The sequence below is a fragment of the Streptomyces virginiae genome (genome assembly GCF_000720455.1).
Classification (GTDB): Bacteria; Actinomycetota; Actinomycetes; order Streptomycetales; family Streptomycetaceae; genus Streptomyces; species Streptomyces virginiae.
Map to the genome: position 1 here is coordinate 249992 of NZ_JOAK01000016.1, position 13402 is coordinate 263393.

General features: G+C 73.7%; 12 protein-coding genes and 1 pseudogene. 5 read left to right on the top strand and 8 right to left on the bottom strand.

Translation table 11 applies throughout. The features are described 5' to 3' along the window. Positions 1-30 precede the first annotated feature (30 nt). Complete coding sequence (locus IG86_RS0123400) at positions 31-987, bottom strand: ArsR/SmtB family transcription factor (RefSeq protein ID WP_051785348.1); 957 nt, start codon at positions 985-987, stop codon at positions 31-33. Positions 988-1118: 131 nt separating this feature from the next. On the opposite strand from IG86_RS0123400, the gene IG86_RS0123405 reads away from it, so the two are divergent. Beyond that, a complete protein-coding gene (locus IG86_RS0123405) occupies positions 1119-2081 on the top strand; it encodes an aldo/keto reductase (RefSeq protein ID WP_078906006.1) in 963 nt (320 codons plus the stop codon). Here the strand turns inward: IG86_RS0123405 and IG86_RS0123410 are convergent. Continuing rightward, entirely contained in the window at positions 2074-3660 is a 1587-nt protein-coding gene (locus tag IG86_RS0123410) for a PLL family lectin (protein WP_385872944.1), read from the bottom strand. The two genes, IG86_RS0123405 and IG86_RS0123410, sit on opposite strands and share 8 nt — an antisense overlap. A gap of 291 nt (positions 3661-3951) precedes the next feature. Between IG86_RS0123410 and IG86_RS0123415 the strand changes: the two genes are divergently transcribed. Continuing rightward, the gene (locus IG86_RS0123415; RefSeq protein ID WP_030821908.1) at positions 3952-4605 is read left to right on the top strand and encodes a cutinase family protein; all 654 of its coding nucleotides are present in this window, start codon (positions 3952-3954) and stop codon (positions 4603-4605) included. On the opposite strand, the gene IG86_RS0123420 is transcribed toward IG86_RS0123415, so the two are convergent. Beyond that, positions 4606-5754: an AfsR/SARP family transcriptional regulator gene (locus IG86_RS0123420; RefSeq protein ID WP_078906007.1), complete on the bottom strand. Its 1149-nt coding sequence runs from the start codon at positions 5752-5754 to the stop codon at positions 4606-4608. Positions 5755-5878: 124 nt separating this feature from the next. Then, positions 5879-6376 (bottom strand): metallophosphoesterase family protein, encoded by a 498-nt coding sequence (locus IG86_RS0123425; RefSeq protein ID WP_030821913.1) that lies wholly within the window; start codon positions 6374-6376, stop codon positions 5879-5881. Between the two features lie 273 nt (positions 6377-6649). Between IG86_RS0123425 and IG86_RS0123430 the strand changes: the two genes are divergently transcribed. Further along, positions 6650-7018 carry a hypothetical protein gene (locus tag IG86_RS0123430; protein ID WP_030899302.1) on the top strand — a complete coding sequence of 123 codons (369 nt, stop codon included), beginning with the start codon at positions 6650-6652 and terminating at the stop codon, positions 7016-7018. Between the two features lie 42 nt (positions 7019-7060). Here IG86_RS0123430 and IG86_RS0123435 read toward each other — a convergent pair whose 3' ends face one another. After that, positions 7061-8458, bottom strand: coding sequence for an Asp-tRNA(Asn)/Glu-tRNA(Gln) amidotransferase GatCAB subunit A (locus IG86_RS0123435; RefSeq protein ID WP_030899312.1), 1398 nt, complete (start codon positions 8456-8458; stop codon positions 7061-7063). After that, positions 8445-8654, bottom strand: a complete 210-nt coding sequence (locus IG86_RS0123440; RefSeq protein ID WP_030821922.1) for a hypothetical protein — start codon at positions 8652-8654, stop codon at positions 8445-8447. The genes IG86_RS0123435 and IG86_RS0123440 overlap by 14 nt, the downstream gene beginning before the upstream one ends. 171 nt (positions 8655-8825) lie before the next feature. Between IG86_RS0123440 and IG86_RS0123445 the strand changes: the two genes are divergently transcribed. After that, positions 8826-9743 (top strand): MBL fold metallo-hydrolase, encoded by a 918-nt coding sequence (locus IG86_RS0123445; protein WP_030899315.1) that lies wholly within the window; start codon positions 8826-8828, stop codon positions 9741-9743. 4 nt (positions 9744-9747) lie between these two features. Here the strand turns inward: IG86_RS0123445 and IG86_RS0123450 are convergent, their stop codons facing one another. After that, positions 9748-10320, bottom strand: coding sequence for a TetR/AcrR family transcriptional regulator (locus IG86_RS0123450; protein ID WP_078848291.1), 573 nt, complete (start codon positions 10318-10320; stop codon positions 9748-9750). A 133-nt stretch (positions 10321-10453) separates the two neighbouring features. On the opposite strand from IG86_RS0123450, the pseudogene IG86_RS44535 reads away from it, so the two are divergent. Then, positions 10454-11302, top strand: a pseudogene (locus IG86_RS44535) (MFS transporter); the annotation flags it as partial. A 315-nt stretch (positions 11303-11617) separates the two neighbouring features. Here IG86_RS44535 and IG86_RS44540 read toward each other — a convergent pair. After that, entirely contained in the window at positions 11618-13372 is a 1755-nt protein-coding gene (locus IG86_RS44540; protein ID WP_051785352.1) for a SpoIIE family protein phosphatase, read from the bottom strand. Positions 13373-13402 lie beyond the last annotated feature (30 nt).

The window sequence follows — 13402 nt, forward strand, 5'->3', positions numbered from 1 at the left end:
GCTAGGGAGTGTCCTGCCGAGCAGCCGGGATCAGGGAGAGGGAGCGGCAGACGCGTCGAGGAGCGCCTCGGCCACGGACGTACGGGCGTAGAGCACGCTGCGCCCCGCCCGGTGCGCGCTGACCAGGCCCGCGTCGCGCAGCGCCGTGAGGCACTGTGACACCCCGGCCGCCGACAGCCCCGTCCGGGCCGCGAGTTCGGTCGTGGTGGCGGGGGAGTCCAGCTCGGCCAGCAGCAGGGACCGTGAGCGGCCGAGTACGGCGGCCAGGGCGCAGCCCCGCCCGACCGGCCGCCGCGGGATCCACAGCCCGCCGACGCCACGTGCCGGATAGGCCAGTTGCGGCGGGTCCGGCGGCGCCACGCGGGTGAACGGGACCGGCCCGGTGAACACCGAGGGGATCAGGAGCAGCCCGGCGCCGGCCGCCCGCCGGGACAGCGGACCGCGCCGGTCGGCCAGCCGCAGGGTGCTGTCGTCCCAGCTCACGGAGGAGTGCAGCTCGTTGAAGAGGCGGCCGGCGCCGTGCTCGGCGACCTGCCGGGCACGGTGGAAGACGTCGGTGTCGAGCACCGCCCGGATCCGTACCCAGTACGGCGCCAGGGCCACTTCCCAATAGGTCTCGATCTCCTCCACGACCCGGTCCAGCCGGCCCGGATCGTCGTGGAGGACGCGGAGCCTCGGGCCGAGACGGCCCTGCTCGTCGCGCAGCCGGTCGAGCTCCCCGCGCAGGCGGTCGGCAGGTGTGGCCCGGATCGCGGCGAGCTCCTCCGCCAGGGTGGGGGAGGCCCCGGCGGGCGCCGGATTGATGAAGTCCGGGACGTACCCCGAGGGCGGCACCAGTTCGGCGAGCCAGCCCCGGTCCAGCCCGGCGGCGGCCAGGCGCGGCCGGACCTGTGCGGTCCAGGCCCGGTGCACGGGGTGCTCGTGCCCCGACCGGAGCAGGCGCATGCTGGGCCCGACCTCCCACATCGGCGAGACCACGAACCTCATGCAGGCCAAGTCACCCACGGAAAAAGCCAGTTCAGCCTGCACCGCCCACACCGCCCGCACCGTCACGCCGAGGATTCACACATGCCTTAACCAATGGCCCGGCAGCCTACCCGCCGCCCATCATCCCGTGCATGACCTCACAGACGATCACAGCAGCGGGTACCTGGAAGCTCGGCGACCGCACGGTCAACCGGATCGGTTTCGGCGCGATGCGCCTGGCGCAGAGGGGCGAGGCCCTCGTCGGCGCCGCCGTCCCGCGCGACCGAGGCCAGGCCGTAGACGTGCTGCGCCGCGCGGTGGACCTCGGTGTGAACCACATCGACACCGCAGCGTTCTACTTCTCCCCGCTGCGCTCCGCCAACGAACTGATCAACCGCGCCCTGGCCCCCTACCCCGAGGACCTGGTGATCGTCACCAAGGTCGGGCCCGGCCGCGACCCGTCGGGCGAATGGCTGCCCCACGCCCGCCCCGACCAGCTGCGCGGCCAGGTGGAGGAGAACCTCCGCCAGCTCGGCCGTGACCACTTGGACGTGGTGAACCTGCGGATCGTCGGCACGGATTCCGTCGCCGAACGCTTCGGCGCGCTGGCGGAGCTCCGGCAGGCGGGCCTCATACGCCATCTGGGCCTGTCGAACGTCCGGCCCCACCACCTGGCCGAGGCCCGGGCCATCGCACCGGTGGTGTGCGTCCAGAACCTGTACGGCATCGGCGTTCAGCCCGGGCAGGACGAGTTCCTGCGGACCTGCGGTGAACAGGACGTCGCGTTCGTGCCGTTCTACTCGATCGCCGGAACCGGGCGGCAGGCCGGTGCGGGCGGGGACGAAAGTTCCGCGGTGCTGGAGGTCGCACGGGCGCACGGGGCGAGCGCGGCGCAGGTCCGGCTGGCCTGGACCCTGCGGCAGGGGCCGCACGTACTGGCGATCCCCGGCACGGGCGACCCGGAGCACCTGGCCGCCAACGTGGCCGCGGGCGCACTGTGCCCCTCGCCGGCAGACCTGGCGCGTCTGGACTGCGCGCACCACGGCCGGGGCCCGACGGACGGGCCGGGCCCCGGCGGCGGCGTACGGGCGGCGGGCGCGGGGACGGCTAGTTGATCGCGGGGCCCGAACCGTTCAGCCAGCCCCATTCCGACCAGGTGGTGAACCCGGTCTGCCAGCGGTGGTAGACGCCGGCGTGGCTGGTGCCGAAGATCTCGATGCGGCCGTCGGCGTTGTTGCCCGCGCCGACCGCCGTGCCGCCGCCGCCGAAGTCCTCCCACGGGGAGTACGCGGCGTTCGGGCCGGTCTGCCATGCGTGCTTCGCGGCGCCGGCGTTGATCGCGAACACCTCCACGCGGCCGTCGACCGAACGCGAGGTGGTCAGCTCGGCGTTGGAGATCCCGCCGGTGCCCGTCCATTCGGACCAGGCGGTCGGGCTCGTCTGCCAGCGGTGGAAGACGCCGTTCGCGTTGGACGCGAACACCTCCAGCCTGCCGTCCTGGTTGCGGCCGGCGGCCACGGCGCGTCCGCCGCCGCCGAAGTTCTCCCAGGTGGACCAGCCGCCGTTGACGCCCGTCTGGTAGAGGTGCTCGAACGTGGTGTCCGACAGGGCGAAGACCTCGAGCCGGCCGTCGGGTGCGTTCTCGACGGCGAGCCGCGCGTCGGCCGGGCCGCCGCCGGTGCCCTCCCAGCCGGCCCAGCCGCCGCTGGGTGCGGTCTGCCAACGGTGGAAGACCCCGCTGGGATTGGAGGCGAACACCTCGATGCGGCCGTCGGCGTTGTTGCCCGCCGCCAGTCGGTGGCCTCCGCCGCCGAAGTTCTCCCAGGTGGACCAGCCCGCACTGGGCGCGGTCTGCCACATGTGGTCGAAGGTGCTGTCCGACAGGGCGAACAACTCCAGGCGCCCGTCCGCGTTGGCCGCCACCGCCAGCTGCGCGTTGCGCGGGCCGCCCGCGAACCGCCACTGCGACCAGTCCCCGTTCACCGCGGTCTGCCACGAGTGGTAGACGCCGTCGGCGCCCGCGGCGAACGCCTCCAGGCGTCCGTCCGCGGACCGCCCGGACACCACGCGGCCCGAGGCGTACGGGTGCCGGGGGCCGCTGCTCATACCGGACCACAGGGCGTTGGCGATGAGCGTCGCGTCGTCCGCCTCGATCGCGTACAGGCCGCGCAGGTCCTCCCGGGGCCGCTGGACGTGCCAGCACACCTCGCCGATGGCCTCGTTGTTCCACGAGCCGCCCGGATACTGCTGCTCCATCGCGTCGAGGAAGGCGTTGGTGGCGTGCGCCGGGTTCAGGCGCTCCTCCCGCGTACCCCACCAGTCCTGCTGCTGGAAGAGTCCGAGGCTCGTGTAGTCGACGGCCTGCGCGTAGTTGTTCATGCTGCTTTCCACGATGATCGTGGCGATGGCGATCGCGGCTGCCCGGGGATTGAGCCCCCGGTCCTTCACCGCCTGCGTGACCATCCGCGCGCAGGACATCTTGTAGGCGTTCAGGTAGCCGGCCATCTTCGCGTGCAGCTGCGGGTTGAGCTGGTCGGCCATGACGCCGTCGGATGCCGACGGTCCGGCCGGGTCACAGGGGACGGTCGGAATGGCGAACCCCTGCGGGCCGCCGAAATAGCGGGAGACGCCCGCGCGTTGACCGCCCGGGTCCACAACGGACCGTTGCCCGGCCGAGGCGGGCGAGTGGGTCATCGCGATGACCATGGCCCAGATCCCGGCCATGACGGCCAGTCTGGTGAACACGCGGCATGAGCCGATTCTCGACACGGGGGTGCCCTTTCCGTCGCGGGGTGGGGTGCCCGGCGCTGCCGGCCGGTGCTGTCCGGTCGCCGGCGGCCGACGGTAGGGGGCGCCGATGAAATGCCGATGGCCCGGGTTTCATCGGGATGTCATCGGCCGCTGCCACTGTCGTCCGGTGACCTCGGCCGACGGCGTACCGCATCGGTAAGCGGACCCGTGGGCCGACTACTTGGGGAGGATCGAATGCGAGCACGCAGGATGGCGGCGGCGTCGGCCGGGCTTCTTCTGACAGCCGGAATCTCGGTGGTACAGGCGCCCGCGGCGCAGGCCGCGGCTCCGTGCGAGGGCACCTACACGATCGTCGTCGGCGGCACGGGCAGTTCGTGGAACAACGACGGCTTCTACGGCAACATCCAGCAGCACGTGGGGTATCCCACCCAGATCCCCAACGGCGCGAGCGCGCGGGCGGGCGTCAACGAGCTGAACCGGCTCGTCCGTGACCAGCGTGCCGCCTGCCCAGGCCAGCACGTCAAGATGGGCGGGTACTCCCTGGGTGCCGCGGTGGTGCACATCTGGGTCACCGAGAACTGGCAGACCTTCGACAACGTCAACGCCGTCCTCATCTCGGACCCCAAGCGCCAGGGCCCTCCCGGCGCCAACGGCGGGGCCGTGCCGTTCGGCGGCTTCGTCGGCGCCCCGCTCGCCGGCGCCGACAAGTTCTTCGGGAACATCCCGGTCAAGACGATCTGCCACTGGGACTACGTCTGCGACGAGTCCGCGGGCATCTGGACCTACCCGGAGAACCACGTCAAGAACTACCCCGCCGACTTCAACATGGACCACCACAACGACAGCGCCAACGAGGTCTGGTACAACGGCGCCTGGTATCCGGCGTAGTCACATCCGGCGCGTCGGCGCCGAGCTGTTCGGCCTCGTCGGCCGTGTCGGCCGCGTCGTCGGCATAGGCGGCGTCCGACCGGCCGGCGGGGTGGGGCCGGGGACGTCCTCGTCGCCGCGCAGGATCATCTGCCGGGTCCGCCGCAGCATCCGGCTCGGCGCGACCCCCAGGTCGTCGGCGAGCCGGCGGCGGACCCGATCGAACACGGTCAGCGCGTCGGCCTGCCGGCCGGCCCGGTACAGCGCCCGCATCAGCATCGCGGCCATCGGCTCGTTCAGGGGGTGCGCCGAGGAGAGGGCGAACAGCTCGGCGATGGCCTCCGACTCCTGTCCCAGACGCAGTTGCGCCTCCAGCTTCCGCTGCACGATGGCGATCCGGCGCTCGCCGAGCCGCATCCGTTCCAGCTCTGCGAGCGGCCCGGGCAGGCCGGCCAACAGCTCCCCGCGGAACAGCTCCAGCGCTTGGGCGCACAGGCGGGCCGCCTCGGCCGGTTCGCCCGCCCGCTCGGCCCTGCCGATGTCGGCGACCAGTTCCTCCATGCGCGCCACGTCCACGTCCACCGCGTCGGCGACCAGCCGGTAGCCGTGCCGGGCGTGCTCGATGACCGAGTCGGGGCCGCCGCCGGTCCGCAGGGCCTTGCGCAACCGGTAGACGTACACCGGTACCACGTTCGCGGCCGGCGGCTCCATCCCCCATACGTCGCCCAGCAGTTCGTCCCGGCTGATGATCCGCCCCGCGCCCAGGGCCAGCGCCGCGAAGACGGCCTGCTGGCGGAGGTGGCCCAGATCGAGGGACCGCCCGGCCTGCGTCGCCCGCAGTGGCCCGAGCAGGGAGATCCGTAGCCTCGGGCCGGCCGCCCGACCGGTGGCGGTCTGCGGCGCAGGGCCCGCCGACCGGGTACGGGGGCCACGTCCGGGGGCGACCAGGCCGCAGTCGAAGGCGTGGACGATGGCGGCGGCGCGGTCGCGCAGGCCGAGTTCGGCAAGGATCCGCGCGAGGTGTCCGGCCACGGCGTCCTCGGGGAGGGCGAGGGCGGCGGCGATCTCGTCGTCCCGCAACCCGCAGCCGACCGCGGACAGAACCCGTCGTTCGAGGTGCCCGAGTACGGTGCCGGTCGGGCGGCGGTCATCGGTGGCGGTCGTCGGCATCGCGGCTCCCCGGGCTCCGGACTGGTCGGTCTGACGGGCGCCGACAAGCTAGTCGGGAGAGCGCGGGACGGGGCATCCGGAACGATCCGGAGTGACACGCGTGCCCGGGACCCCTACCGGGGCCTCACACGGGCAGTCGGTGGAGGACGACGTCGCACAGGGCGCCGTCCTCGGCGGTGAGGGTCAGGTAGGTGTGGTGGGGCTGGCGCCGGCGATCGGTGGGGGAGCCGGGGTTGAGCAGGCGCAGCCCGCCCGGGGCGGTGGAGTCCCAGGGGATGTGGCTGTGGCCGAACACCAGGACGTCCGCGTCGGGGTAGAGCGCGGCGCAGCGGCGTTCGCGTCCGGCGGCGGGTCCGGTCTCGTGGACGACGGCGAAGCGCAGGCCGCCGAGTTCGGCGCGGGCGACCTCGGGCAGTCTGCGGCGCAGCGCGGGCCCGTCGTTGTTGCCGTACACGGCGATCAGCCGCCGCGACCTCGACTCCAGCACGTCGAGGGTGGCTTCATCGGTCCAGTCCCCGGCGTGGATCACCACGTCGACCTCGCCGACGGCCGTCAACAGGCGCTCGGGAAGCCGCTTGGCCCGCGAGGGCACGTGCGTGTCCGAGGTCAGCAGCAGCCGCATGCGTCCACCGTAGCGGCCGCCCCGGGCGCGCGTCCCCCGGCACACCGCCCCGCACGGGCGAACGCGATCCCGGCCATGGCGTGAAGTGCCTCACCAGGGGACGGTTGTGTCCCCCCTTGTCCGTTCCGCGCGGACGAACTGCCCGCTCGGGGCGGTACGTTGCTCCCGACCACCGGGATCGTCCCGAGCCGGGCCCTCGGGAGGGGGACGCGGGGCGACCGTCGACCGCCCCGCGCCCCCGCGCTCGCCCCGCCCCATTTCACGGAGAAACGCATGCCGGTGAACCGGACGCCGCGCCCGTCCCGTCGGCTGTCCGACGGCTGGGCCCTCACCCTTTCCTTCGATGCCCTGGCATCCCTCTTCACGGCCCTCGTGCTGTGCGCCACGGGGGCGCTGCTGCCCGGGATCACGGAGGACCACGGCCCCGCCACCGAGCCCACCTCGCCCAGGGCCCTGGCCTTCTTCCTGTCCGCCCTCCTGCTGGTCTCGTCGCTGGCCGGGACGGCGGTCCTGCTCTCGCGGGCCGGTACCGACCGCTCGCGTGCGCTCGCCCTTCGGCTCTCCGGCGTCCGGCTCGCACTGCTGCTGGTCTCGGCCGGCTCCTTCGTTGTGTACGGCATCGTCACCGTCGAGCCCGCCTGACGCCTGACGCCTGACGCCTGACCCTGACGCGGGGCCGGGCCGCTACGCCGCCGGTACCAGGTCGCGGGCGGTGCCCGTCCGCTCGTACGCGTGCCCCGCGCGCAGCACCGCCGCCTCGCCGAAGGGCCTCCCCATGAGCTGCATGCCGATCGGCAGGCCCTGCGGGTCCAGGCCGACCGGGACGGTCAGCGACGGGACGCCCGTGACGTTCGCCGGGGCCGACAGCCGTACATAGGCGTCGGAGACGCTCTCCACCGTGCCGTCGCCCCAGGTCACGGCGGTCTGCCCGGCGTCGACGGCCGTCATGGGCACGGTGGGCGCGGCGATCACGTCGACCGCGTCCATGTCCATCATGTCCAGCCACGCCCGCCGCACGAGCGTCCGGGCGCGCTGCGCACGCAGGTAGTCCCCCGCGGTCACCAGCTCGCCGGCCTCCAGCAGGACCCGTACGTCCGCGGAGTAGAGGTCGGGCACCGCCCGCAGCGTCCGTTCGTGGTACGCCGACGCCTCGGGCACCATCAGCCCCCACTGGGTCGCCCGGATGTAGCGGGTCATCGGGATCTCGACGTCGACGAGCCGCGCGCCCAGGGCCTCCAGCCGGGCGATCGCGCCCCGTACCGCGGCTTCGACGTCCGGGTGGACGTGGTCGAAGTAGTAGTTGCCTGGCACGCCGACCCGGAGCCCCGTCAGGTCCGTGCCGGGGCCCGGCCGGTAGTCGCCGGGCGGCGGTGCGACGGACGCCGGGTCGCGCGGGTCGTGGCCCACCAGGGAGGCCAGGACCAGGGCGGCGTCCTCCACGGTGCGGGTGATGGGCCCGACGTGGTCGAGCGACCAGGACAGGGAGGTCACGCCGTGCCGGGGGACCAGCCCGTACGTGGGTTTCAGGCCGACGACCCCGTTCAGGGAGGCGGGCACCCGGATCGACCCGCCGGTGTCGGTGCCCAGCGCGAACGTCGCCGCGCGCGCCGCCACCGCGACGGCCGACCCGCCGCTGGATCCGCCGGCCACCCGGCTCCGGTCCCATGCGTTGGCCGTCTGAGGGGTGGTCAGACCGTAGGCGAACTCATGGGTGTGGGTCTTGCCGACGAACACCGCCCCGGCCGCGGAGAGCCGTGCGGCGACCGTACTGTCGGCCCGCGCCCGGTGGTCCACGCGTACCCGCGAGCTCGCCGAGGTGGCCGTCCCCGCCACGTCGATCAGGTCCTTCAGGCCCGCGGGTATGCCGTGGAGGGGGCCCGTGGCCCCACCCGCGGCGATCTCCTCGGCGGCGCGTCGCGCCGAACGCCGTGCCCGGTCCGCCGTCACCGAGACGTAGGCGCCCAGGCGCGGTTGCACCTGCTCGATGCGATCCAGTACCGATTCCACGAGCTCGACGGGCGACAGCCGGCGGGCCCGGACCGCCTCGGCGGCCCCGGCCACGGTCAGTTCATACGGTTCCATGGTGCTGCTCCCCTCCCGCGCGGTACGCGGCGGACGGCGGTGTGTCCCCGAAGTCCAGTTCCCGCAGGACGGACACGACGGAGTGGATGTGTTCGGCGGTGGCCGCCACTCCCGCGTGGCGTTCGGGCGCCAGGGGGAGGCCGGAGCGTGCGGCCCAGCGGGCCGCCTCCGGAGGGGTGAGGTCGTCTGCGGACATGGGTGTCCTTCCTGAACGGGCCGAGGGGGAGGGGGTGGTGGACGTTCACCGGACCTAAAAGCTAACAGGTTGCGTTAGCTGAGGGCAGGGCCTAGGTTACCTAAAAGCGAACCAGTCGCTTTTAGGTGGGCGCTCGCCCCCCGCAGACCGCAGACGAAGGAAGGTCCCACCGTGCACGCAGCACCGCCCGCCGTCGCCCCGACCTGGACGGTCGGCTCCGTCACCGTCCACCGCATCGACGAGATCCCCCTGCCTTCGCAGACCGGCCCCTGGCTCCTGCCCGCCGCCACCGCCGACGTCGTCTCCGGACGGGACTGGCTGCGGCCCGACTTCGCCGACCGGGACGGCGTCCTGCGCCTGGACAGCCACAGCTTCGCGATGGTCGTGGACGGGCTGCGCGTCCTCGTCGACACGGGGATCGGCAACGGCAAGACGCGCGCCAACCCCGCGTGGCACGACCTGCGCACCGACTACCTCGAACGCCTCGCGCTCGCCGGATTCCCGCCGGAGTCGGTCGACCTGGTCGTGCTGACCCACCTGCACACCGACCACGTCGGCTGGAACACGCGCGACGTCGACGGCAGTTGGGTGCCGACCTTCCCCAACGCCCGCTACCTCACCTCGAAGGCGGAGTACGACTTCTGGGCCGCCTACGACATGGACGACGCGCGAGCGGCCATGTTCCGCGACTCCGTGCACCCGGTCGACGAGGCGGGGCTGCTCGAAGCGGTCGACGTACCGGCCCGGGGTGTCGCCCTGGCCACCGGTCTGGAGCTGGTGTCGGCCCCGGGGCACACGCCCGGCCACGTGGCCGTCCGGGTGACCAGTGGTGACGCCACGGCTCTCGTCACCGGGGACTGCATCCATCACCCCGTGCAGCTGGCGCACCCCCAGATCGGCAGCTGCGTCGACATCGACCCCGAGCGCGCCGAGGCGACCCGCCGCTCGCTCCTCGCCTCGCTCGCCGACACGGGCGCGCTCCTCCTCGGCACGCACTTCCCCCCGCCGACCGCGGGTCGCGTGGTCACCGACGGCGCCGCCTACCGGCTCGAACCCGTCCCCGGCGAGGCCGCGGACGCCACGCCCTGACGGGTCAGCGACCCGCGGCGGAGCCGTCCAGGAGGCCGTCCACGAGCCCGCGCGCGTAGTCGGCGGTGAGGTCGCCGGGGCGGAAGAGGATGCGGTACATCATCGGCGCCACGACCCGGTCCAGGACCAGCTCGACCCCCGGGGCGCCCTCACCGCGCTCCGCCGCCCGGGCGAGCACGACTGCGATCTGCTCCGCCGCGTACTGCGAGCACCGCGCGGCGTTGTCGCCGTCGGGAGCCCCGAGCAGGGCGTCGCGGATGTAGGCGCGGCCGACCGGGGAGGCCATCTCCTCGATGAACTGCTCGGCCCAACTCCGCAGGTCCGCAGCCAGGTTGCCATGGGCCCGCGGCGGCGTGTCCGGCCGCAGGTTCTCCACGGCGACGTCCGACAGCAGCTCCTGCAGGTCGCCCCAGCGCCGGTAGATCGTCGACGGGGTGACTCCGGCGCGCGCCGCGACCAGTGGAATGGTCAGCTCCGCGCGGCCCAGTTCCGCCTGGAGCTCGCGCACCGCGGAGTGGACCGCCTCCTGGACGCGGGCACTGCGGCCGCCGGGGCGAACCATCGGTTTGCGACTCATGGCGGCAGCTTAAAGCAAAATTCCTGCTTCACGGGGCTCTCCAGGCGCCTTAAAGCGAATTATTTGCGTTAGATGCGCATCGAGCGGTAGCGTCGCTTAAAGCTAACCATACGCTTTAAGTGAGGAGCTGCCGATGGGGAAGCGCCTGCCCTTCGCCCTGAACGCGTCCGTGCTGATCGCCCTGTTGGCCGCCTCCAGCGCACCCACCCCCCTCTACCCCGTCTACCAGGACCGCTGGGGGCTCTCCGCCCTCACCGTGACGGTGGTCTTCAGCGCCTACGCCCTGGCCCTGCTGACCGCACTGCTCACCACCGGGGCCCTGTCGGACCACCTCGGACGACGCCCCGTCCTCATCGGCTCGCTCGCCCTGGAGGCGTCCGCGACGGCCGCACTCGCGAGCGCCGACGGCGCGGGCGCCCTCATGGCGGCCCGCGTCCTGCAGGGACTCGCCACCGGCGCCGCGACCAGCGCGGCCGGAGCCGCCCTCGTCGACCTCGACCCGCCGGGAAGCCCCGGCCGTTCCGCCCTCACCAACAGCATCGCGCCGGCGGCCGGCATGGCGGCCGGAGTCCTGGCCGCCACCCTGCTCATCCGCTACGCACCCGGACCCACCGTCACCGTCCACCTCACCCTGATGCTGGTCTTCCTCCTCCAGGCCGTCGCCGTCGCCCTTCTCCCCGAGACGGCCCGCCCGCACGCCGGAGCATGGCGCTCCCTGCGTCCGCGCGTCGCCGTCTCCCCGCCCGCCCGACGGGCGTTCCTGATCAGCGGCGCAGGCGTCGTCGCCGTCTGGGCGCTCGGCGGTTTCTACTCCTCCCTCGGCCCGTCCTTCGTCCGCCTCGTGGCCCCGCACGCCCCGCAGGCGGCGGGCGGCATGGTCTTCTTCACCCTGAGCCTGTCGGCGGCCGTCACGGTCTGGATCACGCGCGCTCTGCGCCCCCTCACCGCCACCCTCCTCGGCAGCGGCGCGGTCCCCGCCGCCGTGGCCCTCTCCCTGGCCGGCATGCACCTGGTCAGCCTGCCCGCGGTCTTCGCCGCGGCGATGCTCGCCGGCGCCGCCTTCGGCGCGGTCACGCAGGGCTCGATGCGCATGGTGCTGGCCCCGGTCCCGCGGTCGGACCGGAGCACGACGCTGGCCGCGTACTACGTCCTCTCGTACGTGGCGATGAGCCTGCCGGCCGTCGGCGCGGGCGTCCTGACGCAGTCGTACGGACTGCGGACGGCGGCCCACCTGTACGCCGCCCTCGTCGCCCTGGCGGCTGCGGCCGCGCTGCTCACCCTCGTCCTCGCGGGCCCGTCAGGGAGCGCAGACCCGTACCGCGAACAGGACGGCGTCGTCCCGGGCGTCCCGGGGGGCGACGGCGTCCAGGAGGGAGCGGAGCAACACGTCCAGCGGAACGTCCGGGGGCGCGGTGGCGAGGCGGTGGGCGAGCCGGCCGACGTTGTCCTCGATGTCTCCGCCCGGCTCCTCCACCAGCCCGTCGGTGTACAGCAGTAGGGTGCTGCCCGGAGCCAGGGAGCGGCCGGCGCAGGTGCGGGGACCCGGCTCCAGGGCGTGGTGCAGCAGCACGTCGTGTTCCGTCAGGCTCTCCACGGTGCCGTCCGCGGCGGCCAGGAGCGGGGCGGGGTGACCCGCGTTGCTCCACCTCAGCAGCCAGTGGCCGGCGCCCGTCGCAGTGAGATGCGCGTGCAGGGCGGTGCCGCTGGCCGGGAGGTGCAACCGGCGGCAGGCCCGTTCGAGCGCGCCGAGGACCTGGTCCGGGCCGTCGCCCGGATGGTCGTGATCGGCCTGGCGCAGCATGCTGCGTACCTGGCCCATGAGGGAGGCGGCCCGCATGTCGTGCCCGGTGATGTCGCCGACCGTCAGTGCCAGCCCGCCCGCCGCGTCCGCACCCGGTGCCACCGGCAGGGGATAGGCGTCGTACCAGTCACCCCCCACCATGTCGTGCTGCCCGGCCGGCCGGTACAGGGCCGACAGTTCCAGGCCGGGTACGTCGGGGAGTTCGGTGAGCATGGCCCGCTGCAACTGCCGGGCGACGGTCACCCGTTCGTCGAGGTGCAGGGCACGCTCGACGGCCTGGGCCGTGTAGCCGGCGAGCGTGGTCAGGACCGCCCGCTCGTCCACGCCGATCCCGTACGGGGCGTCCCAGCCCAGGACCAGCGCCCCGAGGGTGTCGTGCGTGCCGCGCAGGGGCAGGCAGACGGCCGTGCCGTGGTCCAGGGCGTCGAACGCCGGGGTGGCCGGTGGGCGGCCGGCAGTGGCGTCGGCCCCGCCGCTCTCCGGCGGCGCATGGACCACGATCATCCGGTTCTCGCGCACCGCCCGTGCGACCGGCCAGTCCGAACCGAGGGGGAAGGCCTCGGTGCCGGTCACGCCCGCCGTGCCGGCCACGCCCGCCCCGCCGGGCGCGGCGAAACCGCCGTCGACGGGACTCGGGACGTGGTGGAGCATCCCCTGCCGCACCAGGACCAGGTCGATGCGGGCCGGCCCCAGGTCCCCGCCGACCAGGTCCCCGACCTGGCGCCGCACGTCCTCCAGACCGCTGGTGCCGGCGAGGTCCTCCGACGCCCGCAGGAGCAGCTCGGACCGGTTGAGGAGTTCGTGCACACGGGTCGCCTCCCCCGCCGCCGCGTGCGCCGCGTCCTCCGCCGCCTCGCGGGCCTGACGGACCGTCTCGGAGCGCGACCGCATCCGCATCTGCGCGCTGCACGCCGCGGCGAGGTCCGACAGGTCCCGTACGTCGTCCTCGCTCCACGCCCGGAGGTCGCGGTCCGCGACCGCGAGGACGCCCAGGAGCTCCCCCGAACCCCCGATGAGGGGCACCCCGCCGAACGCGAAGGGCGGGCCGTCGCCGCCACCGGCATGCGACAGGAAGCGGGGCCGCCCGTCCTCGGCGACCCACCGGCAGCACGCCAGTACGGCCGGGTCGGGTGCCGCCCCGGCCGGCCAGCATTCGGGGACCGCGCCCGCGGCTTCTGCTGCAGGCTCCAGCCAGACGAGCCCCAGCGGTACCGCCAGGAGCCGCGTGGCGAGCCGGGCGAACCGATTCAACCCGTTTCCTCTCCTACCGGGTTGCACCCG